Raw genomic sequence first — 23,598 nt, 5'->3', positions numbered from 1 at the left:
AGAAAGGGTTTTTCGTTCGTTCGCCCGCCGGTTGGCGAACGAAAAACCCTTTCGGAGGAACCAAGGCGACGAGCCGGCGGCGCGTCGGGTGGCCGGAGATTGCAAGGCCCGTGCAGGCGACTTGTCGCCGACTCGCCGACCGGCGAGGGCGCGGGCGTTGCCCGGCCACCCGTCCGGCCGAAGGACGGAAGCGCGACGGCGATGTCGCCGGTGGCAAAACAACGGGATTCACTGCCCGGAGAGCGAACAGACAGCGGAGAAGCCGGGACGTGAGTAGGCCATGCGCGCAACACTCATTCGTTCAGAGCTGCAACTACGCGCGATTCTGAAAGATACCGAGTGAACGTTATGCCGCGCCGATGGCACAGAAGTAGCACCTTACGCGGGCGTGTAATTCCGACGTAAAGAACGCGACGTGATTCTTCAATATCTCCGCGCGGATGGGGAAACTGACTGTCCTGAAGCTCGATAATGCACACTGCTTCGAATTCACGTCCTTTGGCGGAATGGAGAGTGAGCAGGCGCAAACTCCCATCAGGATGGGCAAAATCGCCGATATCGTCCACGGTCAAGTCGTCGGCGTCGAAATCGCGGTTGCGGCGGATGTCCGCGATGATCTCAGAAGCCGATGTCTCGATGGCGGTTGCCCCCGCCTCCTTAATGAGGCCGTGCTCCCGAAGGATCCCTGTGAAGGCGGGTGCCGCCGCCGCCAGCCACGCAATTGCCGAGGCGTTACGGCTTCGCAATTCACGACCGCAAATGACTAGACGCATGACGGAGAGTCTGCCCAGGCGATCCCAAATGTCAAAGCGGGTTAGACCTTCCGTTTGCTGAACCGTGTGGAATAGCTGAACCTGAACACGGTGCAAAAGTTGCGGTGCGGGTGTGTCAATATAGGCACACAGGTACTCAATCAAACCGGTGAAGAGCCGCGCTCGCCGGTAAGGGCGCGCGCCCGGTCCGGAGACAGGCACCCCTAAACGGCGGAGTTCGCGGGCGATGGGAAACAACATATACCATGCGGGTGCAAGCACGGCTGCATCCGTCACCGCAATACCCTCGCGGGCTAGGAGCGGGATGAACCCACCAACGACGGCGTCGACACCAGAAGCAGCAGTCATGATGCGAGGCCGACTGTGGTAATCTGCATCCGGGCCTACGGCGACCATTGTTGGGTCGCGCGGGCAAAGGGCTTCACCGAGTGCAACGATACTTGAACTGCTGCGCCAGTTTTCATGGAGCGGGAAGTCGGTACGAGCGTCCAGGTGCGCGGCAAGCTCGAACATGCGCTCGGGCTGGGCCCCGGCAAATCCCTGGATGGACTGAAAGTGATCGCCGACCAGAAAGAAGCGGCTCCGACGAACGTCGGCAAGGCGGCGCAGCACCTGCACTTGCAGCGCGTCTGTGTCCTGCATTTCATCGATAAGGATTTCTCGGTAGCGGGAGGACACGCTTTTGGCTAGGTGTGAATGCAGTTCAAACAGCCGAAAGGTCAGGTAGGTAATGCTCGGAAAATCGACGAATTGCCACTCGGCCAGCAGTTCCCAGAAGCGACGTACACATTCGTCTGTTAGTCCCACGTCTGTCGGGATCAGCGGCTCTCCTGCGGCATCGCGGCGAACGCGCTCAAACTCCTGAGTGTTGCCATGCCCGCGCATCGTATCCGCGAGAGCCTGCTGCGCGGCTTCGGCAAACTCGGGGGACTCGGGTGCCGCGACCGCCAGTCCGGACTGGTATCCGCCGAGCAGGCGGTGGTGATGCCGGAGCACTGCTTGCAGGCAAAACGAATGAATGGTGCCGACATCGCAGTAGTCGGCATCGTCGGCACTGATCAGCTTTTTGAGTCTGGCCTCGATCTCGTGGGCAGCAGCGTTGGTATAGGTGATGCACGCTACGCGGCGAGGGGTACAGCGGACGTGTTCGATCGCACGCAGGAGGCGGGCTACAATGGTTCGCGTTTTACCACTCCCCGGACAAGCTACAACCAAGACGTGTCGAGATTCTTCATCAACGGCTGCGCGCTGCGCGTCAGTCAGCTTCATTCCGTCACCCAAGCGATGGCGTCTTTCAGGTACTCCGGCGCATCGGTTGCCGCTTGCATGTGCTTAGACAGCACTTGGGCGAACCGTCCCTTGGATCTCAACTCCGCCGCTTTCAGGATACGCTTTCCGAGAGCGTTAAAGTCGACTGGGTCTGTGTCCAGAGCTTGCCTAAGCCTTCGGGTACGCAACTCCGCCGCGGTGAGGCGCAGCGGCTCAGATATTCCTGCGATTGCCAATTCTCTTTCGAGAGTCGTGTCACATGCGAAAACCTTCACGAACTCGTTCTCGTATTTCCCCAGATTCCGAGGGGCCTCCCCCTCCTCTGCCGGGTCATCATCGCGATCGGTAACGATCGCGCAGCGCTTACGAACGCCATCGGGGCCGAATAACTTAGCGAACGGGGCGAAGTAGGTCCCGAATATCGGCACGACTGCGACACCGTGCCGATCGAGATCAATGCCGCATACGTGCTTCGCAATGGTCGGGACGAGGAAAAGCTCCGCTGGCCCCTCCACCAAGATCACTCGCCGGGCGAAGAGCAGCGTCGATTTGGTGGCGTCCAGATATCGGTTGAGGTCGGCGCGATCTGCACGGCTCAAGTGATTGGCCAAGCGCGGTACGTGGGCGTTGACAACACCATGCGGGCCTAGCGAAAGGACTACATAGTCGTCGATGTCAGTGGCAGCAGTAACGTGCGTGCTGTGGGTGGTAACGATTACCTGGACGGAATGCGCCTTAAGGGTCTCCAACAGGACTCGCTGAAGCTGGGGGTGAAGGTGCGATTCCGGCTCTTCAAATAGAATCACTGCGCCGGCGCATTCGTCAGCCTCAAGTCGGCTCTCGAAGTATTGGAGTAGGAGCGCGACATAGAGAACGTTGTTCAGCCCCAGCCCGTTCTGCCCCGGTTCGAATCGAGAGTGGCTGTCGCTCGACAGCAATAGTGTAAGTGCTCGTTCGATGGCGGAAAACGTGGGACTGCCCATACCGAGGGCGACCGACAGCTTGAATGCCTCGCCGGCGGTGGCTGAGAGACGCTCGTCAAGCAATTCGCCGATGCGCTTGATGGTGTCGGTCGATGCAATCTCCGTGTTTGCGTCCGAGAGGACTTCGACAAGACGCGCCTGTTCGTCGCGCGGCAACTTGAGCGAGCGAATGATTCGGCGAAGTGGCGACTGCCGAGAGGACCTGAGATCGGCGACGACATCGCGTAGCGCGTGCAGGAAGACTACCAAGTAGTCGTTCAAGTCCGAGATACGGATGGTGCGGCCAAAGTCCTCATGCCAATCGATGTTTGACGGGTCCTCATTCCCGCCTCCTGTGATCTCCCAGCGATAGTCATCAATAGTAAGGTCTTCGGCCTCACGCTCCTCAGCTTCAAGTGCATCCCGGGCGGTCGGATTCGGACGAAAGCGGTACGTGAGACGTGCCAAATTCTCCCGTATCTTAAAAAAAGCTGCGAACGCCGACGCATCAACATCATCTTCAAAGTCGCTAAACTCAACTGCGACTACGACGTGAAACGGATGTTCGGCCGCGGCGGGTTCGTTCACATCCGCTAGTGTCAACTGCCGCGCGTAGCCAGGCAAGTCACCATCCAATACCAACCGGAGTGCGTGCAGTAGATTCGTTTTTCCAATGTTGTTCTCGCCGATGATGCAGGTAACGCCCTTGCGCAGCGAAACGTCAATTGTGGCGAGATTCCGGAAATTCCGTACAACAACTCGGCTTATGTGCATGGTGCGTGCTCACTTAGGGCCGTCGATATCCGTTTCTTGCGGAAGTAGCATCACTTCCAGCCCTTCGATTTCCTGCATCGTTTTCCCGGCGATACCCTGGAGGTCGCCGTACATGCCGGCAGTGGACTCGATGACGCCGCGAATCTGCTCCTCTCGCTTGGCCCAGAGCCGCGTCATCGTCTTGCGCTCCCTCTCAAGATCCTCCTGCATGTCGGTGAACTTCTCGACGATGGCCTGCACTCGGTGGCGGAACCGTGGGCCGGTGAGGTACTGGTATACCATCTCCATTTTGGTCTGCTGCCCTTCACCAGCCGTCCTCGTTGCGGCGATGCCGATCAGCGTGTGACGCAGTGCCACGCCGAGCGGAACGGCGCATTTGAACGACGTGACCCACACGCCGTCAATCAGATTGAACGTGTCGGTGTCCTTGGGAAGGGCCTGCGACACGACGACGGCGATCTCGGCGCCGGCGGCGCGCATGTCCTCGCGCAGCTTGGCAAGCCAACCGTCGCTCCAGTTTCTTGTCCGTTTCGATTCCCATAGGATCGATCCGCAAGGCTGGCCGGACGGTCCGAGAACTCGGTGGAGCACGTCGCCGCCGTATTCGCCTTTCGGAACCGGCTCGATCGAGTCGCGCGGGAAGTTCTCGCGGAGGACGGCTTCCAGTTCGAGTTCCTGAATTTCGCCCTGAAGCTGCTGTGACCCCTGCTCGGCCTTGCGAAGGGCGTCCTGGAGTTTGGTCTGCAAGTCGGTGATGGTCTTGTCCTTTTCGGCCAGCTTGAGGCGGGCTTGCTCGTCGGCGTCCTTCTGCGCGGACTCGCGAATCTTTGAGCGCTCGGCGTCAACGGCCCGCTGCATCTCAAGCTCGAACTGCTCCTTTTCCTCCTGGAGGCGTTGACGATCCTGCCGAAGTTCCAGTTCGTTCTTGCGGGCCTCGGCGAGTTTTGTGTCCCGGTCTTTGAGAAGGGCCTCGGTCGCCGCCTTATCCTGGCGGGCCATTTCGATTTCGTCGGCCAACGCCTCGCGGGCTTTCTTGGCCTCGGCTGCGCTGATGCCGGCCCGCTCAACTTTCAGCTGCGCGGCAACCTGCTCGTCGATGGATTCCTGGGCCTTCGCGATCGCCGCTTGCTGCTTCCTGACGGCAGTTTCCCGCTTGCTGACCTCGGATTCCTTTTGGGTAAGGCGTTGCTCATAATCCCGGCGCGTGGATTCAAGCAGCGGAGCCGCGAGCGATTCCGTCAGCTTGATCTCGGTCTTGCAGTTTGGACAAAGGATTGTCGGCTCGGTCATACGGAAATTCCGGATTCTTCAGGACTAAGGTCGATTTTCAGGTACCACCGAAGGTACTGCGCGTCAACCGGTTTGGAACGGTCTGGACCAAGCTGCCCAAACAGTGCCTGACGGCGATGCCTTTGCTTGCTAGCCACCCCACGCCTGAAGGAAACCGATTGCGCAGGTCGGCGGGTCGTGCAAACGTGGGGCGCATGCAGGCAACACCTCTATTCCTCCTGATCGGCGCGTTGGCGTTCGTCTACGCCGGGCAGTATCCGATGCACGCGCTCTACGTCTTGCTCGCCATCATCGGAATCCGAGCATTACGGTAGCCGGGCCCCGAACTAACGCGTAGTTGCCGTTCTTTGCGGCCCGCTCGAACGCGCCGCGTCCGGGCAACCACGTACGTCGTTCAACCTACATGAACTTTTCGGTCTTGTACCGCCCCGGTCGGTACGATACGCCGATCCGTGTGAGATGGCTCTCATCGTCGAAGTTTGGCGTGTGACACGCCGGCAACCGGAGTAGGCGGCCTCACCAGCATGCCGAAAGGTGGCGGATTACCAACCGCCGCGCCGTGCGACCCGTAGAGCCGGATGCCAGGAGACTGGCTTGTCCGGATCGACGGAGGCTCGTCGGAGTAAAGCGTTCTCTCACCAAGAGAATCGTCAATCCCGACGTTCTATCCGATGCCTTGCCGCTTGAAGCGGGGCGACGGAGACACACCCATGACACAGCGGACCGAGCGAAGCTCGGGCATCGCTTAGCGACCAGTGCCGCATCGCGGCATGCGTTGTGTCAAGGGCCGTGTTGGCTGAAGGTGGTGCGTTCCGACGAATCGGAACAAATCCCTCCAGGGGGTCCGGACCACAGCGCGACTTGCATCGCGCAAATCGGGTGGAAGTCCCGCAAGGTTCGTTCAACCTCGGCCGGCGTGGGGAGTGCGCGACGTGGCGACACGCGCGCCCGGACCTGATGATCGGGTTCGGCGACTGCAACGAAAGTTGCGGCGGCGAAGAGCTCAACCACGAAAGGCCCGCAAGGGCTTGCCGGTAAGCTTTGACGGAGACGGTGCCGAACTGCGAAAAGTCGGCGTCGATGGGTAAGCGGGCGCTTCTTGCTTCGGCCTGCTGAAATCGCAACGTAGCGCGATGATCGTGCCGCGTTGTGCAAACGGTACGCGTACGGGAGTACGCGTATCCGGCGCCGGACCTGAGAGGAATCTCTCTAGCGACGTGACCGTCAAAGCGATAGTCAACACTAATCCGGGAACCACTGCGGCTACCGGGGTGGTGCCCGGTGCCTCGTTTGATCGACGGGGTGCTTCAAACGCCGCAGTGGGGGAGTGTGACCTAAGTAGGAGCGACGCGTCTGTGACGTGTCGGCGAGGCGGCTGCAAGGCAGTGGCCGGCTCGTTCGCGATTGCGGGTGGTGCCGCGATCGGATGCGACGACGAAAGGGTTGACGGGTTTCATGTCACCGCCCGACGGTGAGGCTGGCGTGGTCCACGCGTGGACTAACGCCGGCGTGGTTTTCTTGAGCCATTTCCCTTGGGTACAGCAGATTGCTCCGGGAGGAGTGATCCGCTGTGCATTGTGGTAAGCAAAAACGTGCGCTACCTCCATGGAATGCGCAACCGCAAGACGGGAAGCAAGCAGTTGCAACTGCGTGCCCGCGGCGTTGCGCGTCCGGAGGTGGCCGGTGAACGAAAGGAGGTTCGCGATGAAGGTGGCTGTAAGCGATGCCGGCCCGCTTTGTGTGGTCGGTGAGTGTCGAACCGGAGAGTGGCGATGGCCGCGAAGTTCGACCTGGGACGCGTGATGATTACGCGTAACGCGGCAAACGTGCTGCCGGCCGGCGCCGTACAGACGGCGCTGGCCCGGCACGCCGCCGGCGACTGGGGTGAGGTTGACCCCGAGGACGTCGCGGAGAACGAGCTGTCGCTGCGTAACGGGTTTCGGTTGCTGTCCGTCTACCGGGCTGGCGACACGAAGTTCTGGATCATCACCGAGGCGGACCGATCGGCGACGACGATCCTGCTCCCGGAAGATTACTGAGGAGGTTTTGCAGGTCATGGGTTGGTGGCGTACGGGATCGGGCGGTGTCATCGGCGATGCGCCGGCCAACATACTCGAAGAAACCGAGAGCGGGTTCGGCACGCCGGACGAGGTTCCGGCCGAAATGCTGAGCCGCATTCGGCGCGAGTATCAGGAGGCGTTCTCGCGTGACCCGACCCGCCAGGAGCTCGTCGAGTTGATCGAGTTCTGTTTCGGTACGAAAGGAGGTTGATTCAACGGCTTCAGGAGATTGTGCCGCAAACAGTCTCCACCCTTTGATGGAGGGGCATTTGCATGGAAGCATATCGATATGAGGCGGCGAGCATCGCTGGCTTTGTCCAGCAACTCGCGGTGAGTCATCTGGTCAACGGCTATCATTTCTACGTGCCGGGGCGGATTCCCGAACACAAGGATCCGATGGCCGTCGACCGTAAGCTGCTGGAGCGATACGACATCGCCGTTTCCAAATGGACGCGCTATCGTCGTAAGAAACTGGGACAGGCCAGCGTGCAGTACCTTCGATTTGAGCGGTTTTTCCTGTTGCTCGCAACGGAAGGGCAACACCGTCTCTTTGAGGACGAAGCGAAGGTTATTCGCAACGCCGCCCGCGGCCAACCGATTCACTTCGCCGGCTATTCCATCGGACTCTATAGCGGACGGGCCTCTGTACGCCTTTCGCTGGAAACCTACCGCAAGATCCGCGGCGAGTTGCTGCGATTGTCGACACGAATCGACGCGGGCGCGATCGAACACCAGATTCGTCACATGCCATACGAGCCGTATGCGCCCGTACGTCGGCAGATGTACACGATCGTCCGGGCCGTCAACAAGCAGCGCAAGACCGCAGGGCTTGCTCTGGTCGACTGGAAGTGCGTACGTTCACGGCGGCGTGTCGTGCAAGCACTGCGGCCATCCAAGCTCGGCCAAGGCGCGTAAGGAAGCTGGCAATAGGTGGTGAACGGGCCCGGGCGACCGACGATTCGGCCCGGTGTACCCCGAGTCGAATAAGGTTGCATTTGGTACACGTCCTGTGGCAGGCTGAAGTCATGGGACACCTACAGCTTCATTGGGAACGCGACGGCCCCCGCTACTATCTCGAAGGCGAGCCGCTTCATGCCGGTGACATTGTCGAAGCCTGGACGCATGACGGCCGATGGACCCCGGCCCGCTTTGAATACACGTGGGACTCGGAATTGCTTGAGATCGAACCCTTTCTCTTGGTGCCAAAGCCCGATGGCGGTCATCAGCTCGTGGACAGGCCCGCGGCTTGCCGCTGGCCAAACCGAGTTCATACATCGTTGTGGGCTGCAAATCGCTAAGCCGCGTCAGCCGCCGAAGGCCAGTTTCAGACTTTCAACCAGGAGCATTATGGCCGCGGTAGCGGATGCGACGACGCTGCCTCGCGATGCCTTGCCGCACGGCAGTCGGCCCGAGCCATATCGGCGAAACCCTCGTGGAACGGTACAACGTATCCGTCATCCGGCTTGGGGCCTTTCATCATGCGTGAAGTGTGCCGTGCGACCAACTCTTCGTCAGGTGGCAGGCTGGGGATGTGAGTTTCCTCAAATCGGGACGTCGTGCGAGGCACTCTCGGACACGGCGATTCGCCGCTTGTCGTAGATCTGCGTCGTGGTGACGTGTTGATGGCCGAGCAGATCCTGGACTTTCCGCATATCGACGCCGGCGCCGAGCAGCAGCGTCGCCGTCGTGGCGCGTAGCGAATGCGGCGTGTAGATGCACCGCGGTGCCGTCGCTTCATGAGGCGCCGCCTCTCGCTTGATCGCCCCCGGGAGGCGGCGCAGATACCCCATGATCAAGTGATACATGCCCATTGGATGAAATGGCCGATCGGCGAGCCGATCGCAGTTGGACGAGACGCGGGGTCGAAACAGCGGCCCGCCGGTGAGCCCGGCTCTCTCGATGTACTCCGCGATCGCTTCGGCGGCGGTGAAGTGCAGGCCGATCGTCCGATGGCGATGGCCTTTTTCGCTCAGGCGGATCGTGGCTTCCTCGCCGTCGCGGTGGAAATCGCTGACCCTGAGTCGGCACCCGGCGCTGATTCTGGCGGCTGTGTACAGGTAAAACTTCAGAATCGCCCGATCGCGGGCCTCGACCAGCGTGTTGCCGGCAGGCATGCTCATCAGTTGCCGTGCACGCGTGGCCGACAGCGCCTTCGTGTCGTGGAGCGGATCGTTGGATTCCCGGCTGATGAACTGCGCGTGGGCGGGGTTGGGCACGGTGATCGGCAGTCGAAGCTCGGCGGCCGTTGCCGCCAGGAACTTGTAGAAGCTCGATACCGACGAGATTCGCCGGTTGAGCGTCTTCGGTGCCGCGCCGCGGGCGATCAGGTCCTCGCGAAAAGCCTGAACGTCTTTTACCGAGACGGTGTAAATCCGCCACGATTCTCCGGGCCAATCGAGCCCCATGAAGCTGATGAAGCAGGTTACGTCCTGACGATAGGCGCGTTGCGTGTGCGGGCTCCGTCGCCGTGCCACCCATGCTTCGAAGAGGTCGGACACCGACGTGTAGAACTTCTCGACCCGACGACGAACCTCCGGCGTCGCGTGTCCAATTAGCATCGGCGGAAGACCCCGCCGCACGTCGTTGCACGGCGCGGTGTGATCCGCAACGATCGCGCTCCTGTCATCGCTCATGGGTCGCGCCTCCTTGCACGTTGGTGTCGGCGCCGGGACGGCACTCTCGGCGGGAGAAAGATTGCCCGTTGTGCCTGCGGTTTCCGCGTTTCCGCCCCGCGCCGCGGCTGATGATAGAATCCGTTATCATAAGTCGCGGTCTCGGCGCAAGTGGGGTCCGCGGCCGGTCCAATCCCGCACGTCATCGGTCGGCTTTATCGACTTGGAATTCGGAGCGTCGTTGTTCTCGTGCGCTGCGGCGCCGGGCCGCGCCGGGCGGTCGGGTCTGATCAGCCTTGTCGAAGGAGCTTCGCATTTCGCCGCCCGAGTCCCGACGAGGTGCGGCGGCTCTTCGGCGTCGTCAGGAATCCCAGGCACCGCGCCCTATTCATCAATGCGCATGCGGCCGGCCAGCGGATAGGGACATCTTGGCGTCGGGGGACGAATCACCGCAATGCCAACCAGCGGAAGCGAGGCTCCGGTGGGAAGGGCTGAGGGTCGGCGCTTGATCTCCGGACCGTAAGTATGCGATTCTTCCAACATGCAGCAGACTGCACGAAGCGGTTGTATTGTCCTGATCATTCTTGTCAGCGCGAACGGTTGCGACATGCGACTTATGTTGGCCGACTCCGCGATGTACCGGGAGGATTACGCAGCCGCATGCCCGATTTATGAACAGGAGGCGACGCGTGGAAACGTCGAAGCACAAAACAACGTCGGAACTTGCTATTACTACGGTTTGGGCGGGTACGCCGTTGACAAGGACGCCGGCCAGCGCTGGTGGATACAAGCCGCGCGACAAGGCGATTACGTCGCACGAGACAACTTGTTCGCAAACGGCATCATGTGGCAGCGCCTCTTCGAGGTTCCGCCATCTGACATGCCACCCAAGTAACGCATAATCATCGAAGAGGTTGAAATGAAAACATCACCGGTCCGTATCATCGTCCTCCTTATCACGCTTTCAGGTTGTTCGGTTGTCATGGCGGCCAGGGGCGAGCGCCCCCCAGACCTTTCGGCGATTCGTCCTGGAGTATCGAAGACCGAAACAGAGTTAGCACTGGGTACTCCCGACTCGACGATTCAGCACCAACACGGAAGCACCAGCATCTACCAATTCGAGACGGACAATGAGCCAAGCCCAGGGCGAGCCGTCGCTCACGGCGCTTTGGATGTCCTTACGCTCGGAATCTGGGAAGCAATTGGAACCCCGATTGAACTTGCTACAGGGGAAAACGAGATCCTTGTTATCGAGTTCGACAAGGACGACCGAATCGTCTCAGTGAACAAGTCAGCGCCGAAGAAATAGCCACGACGAGCCGGGAAGTTGGCGCCTAATTCACAGCCACGAGAAGCGGAGCAGCCGTAACTACAACGCGCACTTTCATGGCTGTGACCACCACGGCGAGCCGCTTGCCCCCCGTGATGCCCGTGTAAAGCAGGTCGCGTTGCACCATCATGTAGTGCTGCGTGTGGACGGGGATCACGACGGCGGGGAACTCGCTGCCCTGGTGTCTCTTGTGGATGCTCATCGCGTACGCAGGCATCACCTCGTCAGGCTACCCGAAGGGATCGCAGACGCGAATGTCACTTGTTTCTTTCAGCGATACACGGGAACGCGAACGAGATCGGCAAGCGATATCCTCGTAGCAAAATACCGGTTTCCCCACAAGGGCGCGCCGCTACAGCCGACCTTGCAGTGCCTCGAAGATCAAGTAAGTCAGATAGGCATCCTCGCTTGCATCGTGCATCCCCGACTTGTCAGCCTCGACCCCAAGGGCCTCTAGGCAGGCGGCGATCGAGTACTTGAGGTCCTTGACTCTCGTCGACAGAACTCGAATCGCATGGTCACGCGGTGATTCGTGCCGGTGGTCATACGGAGCGCCCAAACGCCATCCTTTGAAGAGCGCAGCGGTGTCGATGAACGCGGATGAGTTGGGCTCCCGTACGCCGGCGCGCCGGCATTCCGCTCGCAGGAATCGAAGGTCGAACATGTGGATGTTATGTCCCATGCACGCCGGCGCCTCCCGCATTGCGGCGAGAAGGCGGGTCAGGCTCGCCTCGGGCGTCGTCCCGTGTTTCCGCAGAGCTTCAACCGTGATGCCATGCTTTCGCTGCGCCTCGGGGCGGATCGGGACATCCTGGCGCACGAGCCAACCTGTGCGATCCACGACTTTACCTTCCGCTACCCGGCAGAGCCCGACCTGGATGATCCGATCGCGATGACAGTCCAACCCGGTAGTCTCGAAGTCGAAGACCAGGTAGGAGCGAAGGGCCTTCATGGGGCGTCCGGATATGATGCGCGGAGCCCGAACGCCGGTCGGCCGGGTGCTGATGTTCGTGGCGCTTTTTTCGCTGCGGTGCTCGATCGGATTGGCCAGATTGCGGCAGAGTCGTACGGCTTCGTCGAGATTCAAGACGTCCCGTATGATTGCGGTATCGAGCAGCTTGTCGGACAGGAACTCGTCATACTTCCTCCTGAGCTTAGGGAGGACGTGCTCAGCAACAGATTCGGGATCGGGCTTGGCCGAGAGTACTTTCGCAAGGGCGGTTCCGACCTCGGATTTGGGTAGGGCGACCTCCAAACCCACACCGCGGTCGATCACGTCAACCCCGATCGCACCCAGCAACGCCGCCATCGTGCTCTGCGTGTTCGTTCCAGCCCAATTGAACCAAAGTGACTTTCGGTCGTCGATCGCGACCACGGGATCGGTGAGCATGCCGGCTTCTTCCGCCGTGCGGCGCGCGCGGGCCAGCAAGTCGGATGCCGTCGAGTTGAGGTAAACGTATCGATCGCCAGAGTGCAAGACATCTCGCATAGTCTCACGGATCCGGCCATGCACCGCGCCGACCCCGCCCATAAACAACGGGCGCTTCTTGCCGCGCGCCGGCTCAACGAGAATCTCCGATCGGTCATAGTCGACGCTCACCACCTTCCAGCGCCGGCCACCCAGCAGAATGTGGTCATCCACGCTCGGTGACCCGAGAATCGGCACCGTTCCGATCAAGCGCTGTCCGGTGGTCACGGTGAACTCCGCCGGCGTTTGAAACGCTGCATAGAAGTCGCGTCCGGCGCGGATTCTTTCCCCTTCCAGGCCGAGGATCAACTCACCGGTTGCGATCTGCTCCGCGATGTCAGCCCGGCCAAGACACTGCAACAATGCCTTGAACAAACTCAACTCGATGTCCCGGAAGGCGCCGAGACGGATGAGCCGGGCGTGGAGTTCGGAAGCGGTCGTCCCCCCGGTCTCGGCGATGACACTGATGATTTGTTGGGTCAGCGTGCTCAGGTCGCATGTGGCGGGTGTCGGCGGTTCGACCCATCCGCTCAGCAGCAGCTCCGTGGCGGCAATCGCCTGTATCAATTCGAGGTGCAGCCGATCAAGAAGACTTCCATCGGATCCGGGGTCGCGACAAGCGATGTATACGCGCATGATCCGGGGATCGTCATCTTTGCGCCCACTTCTTCCGAGGCGTTGTTTCAGCGACGAGACCGACCAGGTTGCCCCAATCTGACCGACCGTCCGAACGCTGCCGATGTCGATACCCATCTCAAGCGTACTCGAACAGATTGCGGTCTGCCGATGGCCGTCCTTCATTCCGGCCTCGGTATCTTCCCGGATTTCACGGGAAAGCGAACCATGATGCACGAGGAAGGATTCCGGCAGGGCATCGCGCCGTGTGATTTCGTTGCAGAGGTCGGCGTAAACTTCGATGTCGCCTTTGGCATTGGCGAATACCAGGTTGCTGGAGCCGCGACAATGTTCCACGAGGTCTTCCGCGATTTGCCGCATCACGTCGAGTTCGCCCGAGTCTTCGCGTGCATCCTCAGCGACAGCCAGCTCAGTGGACGGCTCCGAGACATAGGCATGCAGACGATATCGGAGCTCTTTCCCGCCAGCGTCGTCGCGGATGACCGCAACGGTCTTCGGTTTGTCCCGGTTCACGTATCGCTGAGCGGCGATCATTTCGCCGAGCGTGGCGGACAATCCCACCGTGCGAAACGATCCATCGGATGCACCCACGACACGCCGCAACCGGCACAACAGGCTCTGCAAGTGGATGCCCCGTTCACTGTCGAGGAAGGAGTGCAGCTCGTCGATCACCACGTACCGCAATCCGCCGAACAGGCGCGGCAAATGGGACGACCGATTGACGAAGAGCGATTCGATGGACTCGGGTGTAATGAGAAGGACGCCGGCCGGGTTCTTGAGTAGGGAGGACTTGGCGGCGGCGCCGACATCTCCGTGCCAACGATGGGTCGGAACGTCCACGTACTGACAGAGATCCTCGATGCGCTGAAACTGATCGTTGATCAACGCTCGAAGCGGGCCGACATACAGTGCGCGGACTGAGCTTGGCGGCTCGTCGGATATCCTCGAAATGATCGGCAGGAACGCCGCTTCGGTTTTTCCACTTGCGGTTTCTGCTGCAATCACCACGTCAGCATCGGACTGCGTTATCGCGCGAATCGCATGGACCTGAATCGGTCGTAACTCCGTCCAGCCCATGCGCCAGAGCTGGCGCTGCACGCCACGAGCAAGCAGTTCGAACGCGCTGGAGACGTCGCTTGAAGGTGAGGCCGGTTGAGAAAAATCGTTGGTATCCGTCATCGCTTAGAGCTTGAAGCTGGCAAGGTCGTCATCACCTCGCGTAGCAACAGGTTCGTCGTCCGGACCATCCTCCTGCTCCGGGACGCTCGCGTAAGGATCGGTCGCGTCCGACGCCGTTGTCTTGATAGCCCCGAGCAGCGTACGCCAATCCGCTTGTTCATTCTGCTCAAGCACGTTGAGCAGGCCAACGAAATCCTTCACCGTCTCGCGCGGGGTCAGGAAGTAAGCCGCTCCCATCCGTTGGTTGCAGTCTTTGAGGAATGCCTCGATTGCCTCGTCGGGCAGCGCATGGTTGGTGTCGTCCGCCTTCGCATGCACCCGGCGGATGTTGTGCAACAGTACGTAGCAATCCTCGGGCGTCAGGCTGGCAAGCGACAGCACGGGGCCGGAGAAATCAACGACCTCATCCGATGCGAACCGGTTGGGTGCCAGCCGGGTGGCGAGTGCCTCGTAGCTGAATAGCCCGCGCCGCTTGTCCATCAAACAGTCGTCGGTTGCCGCGAAAATGAAACCGAGTCCCTGCACCGATCCCTGCAGGCAGTCGTTTAGGATGCGTAGAATCGCCTCGTAGTTGTTGTTCCGGGCCGTCTTGTTGTTCAATCGATGGGACAGCACGACGAGTTCATCGATACAAACCACCAGCCCGGCGTATCCGGCGATGCGAACGAACCCCGCCATGAGTTTCAGGTATTCGTAGAAGGAGCTGTCGTCAATGATCGTTCGGACACCGAGATCCTGCCGGGCTTCGGTCTTGGTCGTGTACTCTCCGCGGAGCCAGCGGATCGCGGCCTGTTGCAGCGCTTCGTTGTGGTCGAGGAATCCACGGTAGTATTGCTCGATGACCTTCGCGAAATCGTGTCCGCTCACCAGCTCTTGCAGCGGTTTGCACGCATCGTGAAGACGGCGTCCAACGTCCTCGGCCGTTCCGCCGGAGGAGGATACTTCGTGAGCCAGATCGGATACCCACCGTTCGATCAGGTTGGGAAGCGCGCCGCCTTCGGGCCGGCTCCGCGAAGCGATGTTCCGCATCAACTCGCTATAGAGAGTTCGCGCCTGTCCACCGGTGCCATGAAGGCGACGCTGCGTTGTGATGTCGGCGCTCGCGACGACGAGTTTCCGTTCCAATGCGACTGTGTGGACGAGGTTCAGGAAGAACGTCTTTCCTGAGCCGAACCGGCCGACCACGAATCGGATAAACGCCGCGTCATTCTCCACCTTTGCGAGATCGCTGAGCAGCGCGTTCACCTCGTCCTTGCGACCGACCTGGATATGATGAAGCCCGATGCTGGGAACGACACCTGCCGCAAGGGAACTCAAAATCGCCGACCGCTCGCGCCCCGTGATTCGTGCACGCATGCCTTAGCCACTTCCTTCCAGCAGATCAAGCTCCAGTTCCACGTCATCCTCACCATCGTACACGAGTTGGGCGCCGAATTCATCGAAGGCCCACTCGTTGATCGATTCGATCGCCCCGCTCAGCATGTGGCCATGACGCCGCGCGAGTTGTGCGGCATCCTCCCGGGTCCAGCGCTTCTTGGTGACAAGCTCCGTATAGAAAGCCGCGAACCGCGCGGGCGGTAGTTGTGCGGACGTGGCTGAGGGATTGGGAGAATCGATGGCTGTTGTCGGTATGCGTGGCGCATCGTCGTTATCGACCCGAGGATCCATCACCGCAACAAGATGGTCGGATTGCACTTCAGTGGGAATATCCATCGCTTTCGCCAGCAGCGCACTCACATCCCGGGTCTCATGCATGATTCTTGCGATAGCCTCACGATCCAGTTGGATCTCCGCATCCGCTGCTCGGGTGAGTGGGATGGGTTCCCCGGCCTCGCGCGGCCGTCCCGGTGTCACGCTGACGGGAGCTTCGGCTAGGTCAGAGGCGAGTTCCTGGAGCATCGCGTCGAGCCCCTCGGATGTCAGCCCGAGAGACCGGAAACACTTGCGAAGCGCCCGCAATTCGCCCTTGGTGATGACACCATCGCAGGCAGCAACACCGATCAGCAGCTTCCCGACCGACCTCCGGCCGCTCTCGGCTACGACCTCCTGCAGCCGTTTGCCCAGGCCGGCGATGTCCGAACCGGTCTTGATGAGCAGCGTCTGCAAGGCCTCCAATCGCCGGCGCTCATGGTCGTTGAGTTCGAATCCGTCCTCGATCTGATCCCGCACGCGGTGCAGTTCCTCATCATCGACATGCCCGTCGGCTTCGGCCACGGCCAGGCCGAGTCGCATCATGCAAGCGGCCCCGCCGTAACGCTTGTAGTCGGGATCGCCCTCGTAGGCCTGTGGAAATGCGGCGATCAGCGAATCGGCTTTGTAGCTCTTCCCGGTCAGACGCGGGTCGGGCTCCAACGCGAACCCGATGTGCTCGACCGTAGCGGCAATCGCTCGACTTTGGCCAATCGTAAGGCGATCGCCTTTCTCAACTTGCATCGCACGAGCAAGTTCACCAGCCCGGACGAACACGTGTCCGTCCTCATCCGCACTTTCTGCGATCAGATCGCAGACGGCGTTGTTCTGGGGATGTTCGAGCGAACGGCGGAGTTCGGGCGGCATCGCTTCCCACGCTTTGGCCGTGAGCGGAGCATCAGTCTTCTCACGGGTTACGGCACTCAGCTTTCGCAAATCATCGATGCAACCGTTCCAGATCGAAGAGAGCAGCTTGAATTGACTGGGGATACCAAGGGCATTCGGGACCGCCAGCGAAGCGTGATCGATCACGGCGCTCGCGGGGCGGTAGGAGATATGCCGCTCCCGCTTCGAGGTCCGTAGCGGCAGTCCCTCGGTGAACTGCTCCTGGTACCGTTTGGCGAACAACACACGGAACTCGTCGCCAACTCGCTTGGTGACTACGCTTCGCTGCGATTGCGGTGATTGCTCAGCGACGGCAAACGCAAGCCACGAAGGCAAGGGTCGCTTTCGAGAAACGCACCAAGCCAGCGCCGCGGCGAGCTTCTCTTCGTTCCATACACGCGTCAACTCCGCGAGCCTTTGGACCCTCTTCTGCTTGATCTCGTCAGGTTTGTACGCCGCAAGAAACCACAGGAACGCCGAGCTGTAGTTCATGAAACTGTTTCGACCACGCTTGGGGCCGTATTCTTCGTAGACTTGGCGAAGCCGCTGCACCTCCTCGAACACCGTCTTGTGATCCGCGTCATCAACCAGCGCGCGCCGCTCCAAGCCGTAGTAATAAACGAACAGGTAACCATCGGTGTTGGGCAGCTTGGCGCGGTCGGATGACAACCAGTCAAGGTAGATGTGCCGCTGGGCCGAGTTCATCCGGGCGTACCAAGGCCAATACGGCAGATCGTCTGCCTCTGAATCTCTCGCGATGGGCAGGGACCGATCGATCTCCGAAGGGTCAATTGCCGAACCGCCGGGGCTCGACAGGTACGTCAAGGGGTGCGCAATCTCAAAGCCCTTTACTTGAAGCACGTCACCATAACCGAGCCATTTCGGTTTAGACTTGTGTGACGGCGCTGCCATAACGCGCCAATCGGAGTCGATGCGATCCGCTCGACTAGCGGTCCGACGCTGTGCGGTTCGGTCCCCGGCGCCAAGCAGAGCCGAAAGCTTGTCACGGACACCCAGGAGTACAACCGCTACGATGGCGATTAGGACGATGAGGATGGTTTCGGCCATACGATCACCTGTTGCCCATGCCCGCGCGCCATGATGTGGCACATCACCTTCGGGACATGTTCGGACACCTCCGTGACGACCGCCGTGCAGTTCACGCTCCGGCCACCATTGATCGTTCGTAACCACAGCCCTGGAGTTGCTCCATCGTACACCGAAACACTCCGGCGTCACGCTTCACCCCGGTTGGGCCTCGCAATCGCGAAAAATGCTGCCCCAGAGCCCGATCAAGACGGCGCCAGATTACTGAACGTGGCGACGTCGCTCAGGTGATCCATCGAAGGGGTCCATCGGTTTGGCCCGTTGACCGGTTGGGCGCCCCCAAACACTTCACCCGGGCGCTCGGCGTTATCGTGCAGTTTCCACACCTCAGATAGGCGCCGCCTCATTAAAGTAGTACCAAGCGACGCTTGCCAGTGATTTGTTTCGCTCAAAGTGAGACAACTCGCTTCGTCGAATAAGGGTGTCGATCCTCGGTCCACGGGATGAGTCGTTGCGGTCTTTGGCGGCGAAGACCGCTTGGGCGCTGCCCAGCAGCTTCTTCCGCCAGTCGTACATCTGGTTGGGCGAGAGGCCTTCGCGGCGGCAGATCTCCGCCGTCTTGCGTTCCGATTGCAAACTCTCGATCACGATCCGGAGCTTCTGCTCCGGCGTCCACTTCCGACGTTTCCGGTTCGTGCTCATGACGGTCCTCCCGGCGGCGACGACGCCATGCTACCCGACCCGACCGCCCTCTTCCCCCCGGAGGAGAAAGAAGGAAGGAGGGGGAGTCTGAGGGGGAACCTGCGTACTCTGGTTCCCCCTCAGGCGGAGGCGAAAACCGTCCCTTGTTCGAATACGCCGATTGGCTCACTTGGCGTGAAACGTTTCACCAGATGCCACTACTCGATCCGGGAGGCCACGGATTCGAAATGGGGCGTGATTGCGGTAACCTTTTTTGCCTACGATAGTCACGTCGCCGGGCGAATCGATAAGTTGCGCTGTACCGTCAGGCGGCTTTTGAGGATCCCAATTGCGTTACGCGGCCTGGTCGAACGTGATGTCCCGTACGGGTTTCCGGCGGGCTAGCAATCGGGCCAGCACCGCGTCCGCCTCGTCGATGCGGGCGAACCAGCGGCGTTTGTAGTGGATGGTCTCGTCGATGAATCCGTAACCGCGGATCTCGTCCTTGTTTCCGATGACGCCGTTCAGGACAAGCTCGACGACGCTCTCGCTGGATACGACCGAAAGCGTGATCCGCCATCCGTTGTCCAGTTCGATCACTCCACCGGCGTCGACCAATTCCAGAATCTCCTCGGCGGTCGAATCGGCCAGCGGATTGCCGATACCGAGCCTCTGCTTGACCGGCCCAACATCCTTGGGACTCAAGTTGAAGCCGACAAGGGCTTCGCCATTTTCAAGGATCGCCCGGGCGACTTTGGTGTTGTCGATGCCCTGCCCGCCCATGATCTTGTCGTAGATCGGGATGATGGCACCGCTCAGGACGTAGAACTTCTCCGTGGCCGTGGCGGGGGTGCTGGCATAGGCCGCGTCCCACCATTCGCGTGCGGCGTCGTTCCCGACCTTGGTGTACTTCGCGGCAAGCTCGTGCCGTTCAACGACAATCCGAGTGGTTCGCTTGACGCCCATTAGCACCGCCTGTCGTAGCGAATCGTCGTGATGGGCGGACACGGCGTAGACCGTCCCGCCTCGGATGTTGCGGTAGAAGCCCTCGACGGCGAACCGGCACCGGGCGGTATCGAACTCGTGCCGCTCAACGTCGATCTCGCCTTGCAGTTCGTGCAGGACCGTCCGTGCCCCCGACGCCTCGTCTGTGTGAAGGGTCTGCGGGGGACAGGCGCTTCGCAGGTTCCTCGCCCTAATCTCCGACACCCCAAAGTCGAACGCTCCGCGACGTTTGGCGGCATCGACGGCCTCGACGTACCGCTCATAGAAAAGCTCGAAAACCGCATTCTGCTTTTCAACCGGAAGCACCATGATGCGATTCAGAAAGTGATTGACCTTGCGTATCAGGCTCTCGCGTACCGCCGTCTTGTCCTTGTCGAGCACGCCCATCCGCTCAAGCTCACGCACGCCGAGTCCCGCGTCCTTGTGCCGGTTGTGGGTGATCTCGCCGTAAAGGCGTGCCAGTGCCGCGGCACCGTACTGGTCGGTAACATCTTCCGGGCGGAACAACACTCCGCCAAGGGATTGTCGCTCGCCTTTGGTCAGTGCTCCCAACGCTGCCAGTCGCTTCGATACGGCGTTTACCTGCCGCTTCTGGCCGGCAAGATCGAGTAACACCAGCCGGATGATCGGGGCCGACACCTGATGCGAGCGATGCACCCTGCCGAACACCTGCATCTGCTGATCCGCCGACCACGAAAGCTGAAACGCGTAGAACACCCGCCGCTCGTGGTTCTTCGCATCCACGTCGGCGTGCAAACTGATTCCCGTAGCTCCGGCACCGGATACGATGGCCAAGCGTTTCGTTCCGTCCTGGAACTGCCGCGTCTCGTGTTCGTTCAATCGCTTGGTTCCGACGCCACTGATCTTGCGACGAACGTACTTGCCGCGTTCGAAGCGATGCGAGCGTCCGGTGATCTCGGCGACGTTCTCCGGGCCGAAGTGATCGACAAGCGTGTCGATGGGGTTCTGCGGGAAGTCGAGGTCCGCAACCCTGTCGAGTAGTTCCGCCTGCTTGGCTACGTTCTCGCGGTTGATCTCCGGGTTGCCGTTTTCATCTTCCACCCGGACGGATTTGACCTTGCCGGTCTTGGGGTCGGTCACCTCTTGGTACTGGTGAATCGGGAATTGCTTCTCAACGAGTTGCACGATCATCTCACGGGGCGTGGCGTCGAGTTCCGACAGGTCCAGTCCGTCAGCCAACGCCCGACTCACCTTGCGGTCGGTCTGGGCCTCGTTGGTGTTGAACAGGCTGACCACGACGGACCGGCCCTCGGACAGGTCGCGTTCGATGGCCGGGATCACGTCGGGAAGCTCGTAGGCCATCATCAATTGCAGGAAGAAACGCTGCTGCGTTGCGTAGAACTGGGCGTAGCGGTTCGGGTTCCGCTGCTGGCCAGCGGTCTCCTCCGCCGCCTCAAAGGCAACGAGCAATTCCGACCAAAGCTCGGCGATCTGGTCGTACTGCCCGCGTTCGTCGGGGGTCATGTTGTGTTGAAGCGGTTCGTACTCGACGGCGGAATCGGGAACGATGGTTCCGTCGTCGTTTCGGCTGGGGCCGTAGCTGATCGTCCGGGCAAGGTACGATCCGACGGCTTTGAGATCACGGCAGAGCATCTCCATTGCCGCAACGCCGCCCCGCTCCATCGCCAGCACGAACGACGGGAAGTCGGGGAACGGTGCTCCCGGTCCCCAGAGTCCGAGCCGTTCGTACGCGGCCATATGCCGGACCTCGGTGGCCCCGGTGGCACTGAAGTAGCGGACGCGGGCGTTGGGGAACATCCGCTGAAGTTCGATCCCCATGTTTCCCCGCTGGGTGCCGGCGTCGGTGCTGGCCTTTCCACCGTAGGGCGTCGATGCGGCGTTCTTCATCAAGTGCGATTCGTCGAAGGCGATCACGCCGTCGAAGTCCGAACCGAGCCAATCCGCAAGCTGCTTGAATCGGGGGCGATTCTGTTTGAAGTCTCCCGCCAACATGGTGTAGGTCGTGAAGAACACGCCTTGCGACGCGGTCACAACGTCCGTGGGCTTGCGTTTCGCCTGATGGATGATGGGCAAGGGCAAGCCGACGGCGTCGCGGTCCCGTTCGGCGTCCACAACGAGTTGGTGGGACGCGGATACGTGGACGTGCTTTCGCCGGCCCTGCTGGAATTGATCGTAGATGAAGGCGTAGATTTCGCGGCCCTTGCCGATCCCGGTACCGTCGCCGTTCCAGTGCCCGCGGCGGTTGCCGTCGAGAAGCATCGTCTCGGTGGCCTGTCCCGCGTAGATCGTATCCTCGATTTGCAGGTCGGACACTCTGCCTTCGACGATCAACTCCGGGGGCAAGTGGTGCCTGTAGATGATGTCCGGCGGCTCGACGCTGGCCATCGTGGTCGATTCGACGACGTTCGCGGGGTGCTGCTCCGATCCGCGAACGGTGGCCTTCCGCACTTCGTAGCGTGAAAACACCGTACCCGTTTCGATCTGGGCGGCGGGCCTCATCGTGTTGGTGACAAGTTCGCCGATGCTGTTTCGGTCGGCGGTGCGTTGCGTTTCGCTACGTGGCTTTCCGTTGCGATCCGTTCGCCGGCTGGCGTGTTCGATGTGGGCCGGGATATCTTCGTCGGCAAGGCCGCGAATCAGTTCATACGCGGCCTGCGGCGAAAGCTCCGAGCCGGTGATCACGTCCTCTTCGTTCGCCGTGGGTCCGTCGTTGTCGATGACGACGATCTGATTGCCGAACGACGTGCCGAACTTCCCGTAACCGTTGCCGTCCATGCCGATGTTGGCCCGGACGTGGAAACGCTCCTCGATCATCTGCCACCATTCGCGAAAGCCGACGCGATCGAGGGCCATTCCCTGGCCGACGACGGCGACGAGTCGACCGCCGGGTTTCAGTCGGAGTAAGGCCTGCTCGACGTGTCGGGCGCCGAACTTGGTGTTGTGCCCCGTGACCCGACCGCCGGTCGCCGAGAACGGCGGGTTCATCACGATGGCGTCGAAGGTTTTGTCGGGATCAAGCAGATTGTGGAGGCGTTCCGCATCGACCGCCGTCACCGGGAACCCCTGCATGGTAAGAAGTTCTCGCCGGCGGGGGTCGATCTCGTTGGTCTCGACTTCCGCCCCGGCCAATCGTGCCAGTACCGCGAGATTGCCAGTACCGGCACTCGGCTCAAGCACGGACATTCCCGGTTGAATCGCCGCCGCTGCTACGACGACGAACGCTTCTGCCGGCGGCGTGCTGAACTGCTGCAACTCAACCTGTCGTTCGTCTCGGCGGGACTGTCGAGGCATTCGTTGCGTGACTTCAAGTAGCCGCTCGATCGCTTCTCGCCCGTCGCGGAAGTCGATGGCAAACTCGCCAATGTGCAGATTCATGCCCCCTTCGGCGGCGTCGTAGGCGTCACGGGCGTGGCCGACGGCGGTTCCGAAGATTTCGCGGGTTAGCGCGTCGAGGCGTGGGTTGTCGATATGGGTGGCCGGCTCGGTGTGTAGCACCGCCGCGATCCTTCGGGCAAGCGTCTGAACGGGTGATCCCTCTGCCCATAAATCTCCGCCGTCTTGCCGTCTGCCGTATAAAGCCGTCGTCGTCGGGTCCTCACCCAGGTCGGGACGCGATGACGGCGGCGTCGGCAGACGGCGATGGTTCGCCAGCCCCGCTGCCGGTAATGCCTGAGTCCGAGGGTTCTCTGTCGCTGCCGCATCGAACAGCGCGAACAGGGTGAGCTGTTCTCTGCGCATCGGCTTGGCTTGTATGACTTGCTTTGCACTCATGGTCCGTCCTCGCGAAAAAAGGGTGATCGGGTTTCCTTCGCCGGGCGCTGGGGAAACCCGATCACCCCTCGCGGGGACGGGCGGAGAGACGGACGGCTACAGGTCGAAGCGATCAGCAGGAGGAGTGACAGGCGGCCCTGCGAACAGATGCAAGTTCGTTGGATTCATCGCGCGGGGATTTCACG

15 protein-coding genes are annotated in these 23,598 nt (G+C 60.9%); 5 read left to right on the top strand and 10 right to left on the bottom strand.

Going from position 1 to position 23,598, the window contains the following annotated elements:
- Window positions 1-293 precede the first annotated feature (293 nt).
- From J5J06_20005 to J5J06_19995, 3 genes are read right to left on the bottom strand one after another with little or no spacing between them, the layout of a single operon-like run.
- Window positions 294-2,042 carry an ATP-dependent helicase gene (locus tag J5J06_20005; protein MCO6439380.1) on the bottom strand — a complete coding sequence of 583 codons (1,749 nt, stop codon included), beginning with the start codon at window positions 2,040-2,042 and terminating at the stop codon, window positions 294-296.
- Entirely contained in the window at window positions 2,039-3,778 is a 1,740-nt protein-coding gene (locus tag J5J06_20000) for an AAA family ATPase (protein ID MCO6439379.1), read from the bottom strand. The genes J5J06_20005 and J5J06_20000 overlap by 4 nt, the downstream gene beginning before the upstream one ends.
- Before the next feature lie 9 nt (window positions 3,779-3,787).
- Window positions 3,788-5,068: a DUF2130 domain-containing protein gene (locus J5J06_19995; protein MCO6439378.1), complete on the bottom strand. Its 1,281-nt coding sequence runs from the start codon at window positions 5,066-5,068 to the stop codon at window positions 3,788-3,790.
- Between the two features lie 1,772 nt (window positions 5,069-6,840).
- Here J5J06_19995 and J5J06_19990 point away from each other — a divergent pair.
- The 3 genes from J5J06_19990 to J5J06_19980 all read left to right on the top strand — a co-directional run bounded on the left by J5J06_19990 (window position 6,841) and on the right by J5J06_19980 (window position 8,043).
- Complete coding sequence (locus tag J5J06_19990) at window positions 6,841-7,107, top strand: hypothetical protein (GenBank protein ID MCO6439377.1); 267 nt, start codon at window positions 6,841-6,843, stop codon at window positions 7,105-7,107.
- A 16-nt stretch (window positions 7,108-7,123) separates the two neighbouring features.
- A complete protein-coding gene (locus tag J5J06_19985; protein ID MCO6439376.1) occupies window positions 7,124-7,339 on the top strand; it encodes a hypothetical protein in 216 nt (71 codons plus the stop codon).
- Between the two features lie 62 nt (window positions 7,340-7,401).
- The gene (locus tag J5J06_19980) at window positions 7,402-8,043 is read left to right on the top strand and encodes a hypothetical protein (protein ID MCO6439375.1); all 642 of its coding nucleotides are present in this window, start codon (window positions 7,402-7,404) and stop codon (window positions 8,041-8,043) included.
- 626 nt (window positions 8,044-8,669) lie between these two features.
- Here J5J06_19980 and J5J06_19975 read toward each other — a convergent pair.
- The gene (locus tag J5J06_19975) at window positions 8,670-9,761 is read right to left on the bottom strand and encodes a tyrosine-type recombinase/integrase (GenBank protein ID MCO6439374.1); all 1,092 of its coding nucleotides are present in this window, start codon (window positions 9,759-9,761) and stop codon (window positions 8,670-8,672) included.
- A 520-nt stretch (window positions 9,762-10,281) separates the two neighbouring features.
- On the opposite strand from J5J06_19975, the gene J5J06_19970 reads away from it, so the two are divergent.
- Both J5J06_19970 and J5J06_19965 read left to right on the top strand, forming a co-directional pair.
- Window positions 10,282-10,635: a sel1 repeat family protein gene (locus tag J5J06_19970; protein ID MCO6439373.1), complete on the top strand. Its 354-nt coding sequence runs from the start codon at window positions 10,282-10,284 to the stop codon at window positions 10,633-10,635.
- Window positions 10,636-10,659: 24 nt separating this feature from the next.
- Window positions 10,660-11,049, top strand: coding sequence for a hypothetical protein (locus tag J5J06_19965; protein MCO6439372.1), 390 nt, complete (start codon window positions 10,660-10,662; stop codon window positions 11,047-11,049).
- Window positions 11,050-11,074: 25 nt separating this feature from the next.
- Here the strand turns inward: J5J06_19965 and J5J06_19960 are convergent, their stop codons facing one another.
- The 6 genes from J5J06_19960 to J5J06_19935 all read right to left on the bottom strand — a co-directional run bounded on the left by J5J06_19960 (window position 11,075) and on the right by J5J06_19935 (window position 23,413).
- Window positions 11,075-11,287, bottom strand: coding sequence for an ATP-binding domain-containing protein (locus J5J06_19960; protein MCO6439371.1), 213 nt, complete (start codon window positions 11,285-11,287; stop codon window positions 11,075-11,077).
- 135 nt (window positions 11,288-11,422) lie between these two features.
- Window positions 11,423-14,353, bottom strand: coding sequence for a DEAD/DEAH box helicase (locus J5J06_19955; GenBank protein MCO6439370.1), 2,931 nt, complete (start codon window positions 14,351-14,353; stop codon window positions 11,423-11,425).
- 3 nt (window positions 14,354-14,356) lie between these two features.
- Window positions 14,357-15,709 carry an ATP-binding protein gene (locus J5J06_19950; GenBank protein MCO6439369.1) on the bottom strand — a complete coding sequence of 451 codons (1,353 nt, stop codon included), beginning with the start codon at window positions 15,707-15,709 and terminating at the stop codon, window positions 14,357-14,359.
- 3 nt (window positions 15,710-15,712) lie between these two features.
- Window positions 15,713-17,995: a TerB N-terminal domain-containing protein gene (locus J5J06_19945; GenBank protein MCO6439368.1), complete on the bottom strand. Its 2,283-nt coding sequence runs from the start codon at window positions 17,993-17,995 to the stop codon at window positions 15,713-15,715.
- Between the two features lie 366 nt (window positions 17,996-18,361).
- Window positions 18,362-18,676, bottom strand: a complete 315-nt coding sequence (locus tag J5J06_19940) for a transposase (protein ID MCO6439367.1) — start codon at window positions 18,674-18,676, stop codon at window positions 18,362-18,364.
- A gap of 333 nt (window positions 18,677-19,009) precedes the next feature.
- Window positions 19,010-23,413 (bottom strand): strawberry notch family protein, encoded by a 4,404-nt coding sequence (locus tag J5J06_19935; GenBank protein MCO6439366.1) that lies wholly within the window; start codon window positions 23,411-23,413, stop codon window positions 19,010-19,012.
- Window positions 23,414-23,598 lie beyond the last annotated feature (185 nt).

The sequence above is a fragment of the Phycisphaerae bacterium genome (assembly GCA_024102815.1).
Classification (GTDB): Bacteria; Planctomycetota; Phycisphaerae; order UBA1845; family UBA1845; genus JAGFJJ01.
The sequence above is the reverse complement of the archived record's forward strand: the minus strand, read 5'-3'. Positions and strand labels throughout refer to the sequence as shown.

Excerpts from the sequence above, each read along its gene's own strand:
- J5J06_19965 (MCO6439372.1), top strand. The coding sequence starts at position 10,660 with ATGAAAACATCACCGGTCCGTATCATCGTCCTCCTTATCACGCTTTCA.
- J5J06_19970 (MCO6439373.1), top strand. The coding sequence starts at position 10,282 with ATGCAGCAGACTGCACGAAGCGGTTGTATTGTCCTGATCATTCTTGTC.
- J5J06_20000 (MCO6439379.1), bottom strand. The coding sequence starts at position 3,778 with ATGCACATAAGCCGAGTTGTTGTACGGAATTTCCGGAATCTCGCCACA.
- J5J06_19940 (MCO6439367.1), bottom strand. The coding sequence starts at position 18,676 with ATGAGCACGAACCGGAAACGTCGGAAGTGGACGCCGGAGCAGAAGCTC.
- J5J06_19980 (MCO6439375.1), top strand. The coding sequence starts at position 7,402 with ATGGAAGCATATCGATATGAGGCGGCGAGCATCGCTGGCTTTGTCCAG.
- J5J06_20005 (MCO6439380.1), bottom strand. The coding sequence starts at position 2,042 with ATGAAGCTGACTGACGCGCAGCGCGCAGCCGTTGATGAAGAATCTCGA.
- J5J06_19945 (MCO6439368.1), bottom strand. The coding sequence starts at position 17,995 with ATGGCCGAAACCATCCTCATCGTCCTAATCGCCATCGTAGCGGTTGTA.
- J5J06_19950 (MCO6439369.1), bottom strand. The coding sequence starts at position 15,709 with ATGCGTGCACGAATCACGGGGCGCGAGCGGTCGGCGATTTTGAGTTCC.
- J5J06_19975 (MCO6439374.1), bottom strand. The coding sequence starts at position 9,761 with ATGAGCGATGACAGGAGCGCGATCGTTGCGGATCACACCGCGCCGTGC.
- J5J06_19995 (MCO6439378.1), bottom strand. The coding sequence starts at position 5,068 with ATGACCGAGCCGACAATCCTTTGTCCAAACTGCAAGACCGAGATCAAG.
- J5J06_19985 (MCO6439376.1), top strand. The coding sequence starts at position 7,124 with ATGGGTTGGTGGCGTACGGGATCGGGCGGTGTCATCGGCGATGCGCCG.
- J5J06_19955 (MCO6439370.1), bottom strand. The coding sequence starts at position 14,353 with ATGACGGATACCAACGATTTTTCTCAACCGGCCTCACCTTCAAGCGAC.
- J5J06_19990 (MCO6439377.1), top strand. The coding sequence starts at position 6,841 with ATGGCCGCGAAGTTCGACCTGGGACGCGTGATGATTACGCGTAACGCG.
- J5J06_19935 (MCO6439366.1), bottom strand. The coding sequence starts at position 23,413 with ATGAGTGCAAAGCAAGTCATACAAGCCAAGCCGATGCGCAGAGAACAG.
- J5J06_19960 (MCO6439371.1), bottom strand. The coding sequence starts at position 11,287 with ATGCCTGCGTACGCGATGAGCATCCACAAGAGACACCAGGGCAGCGAG.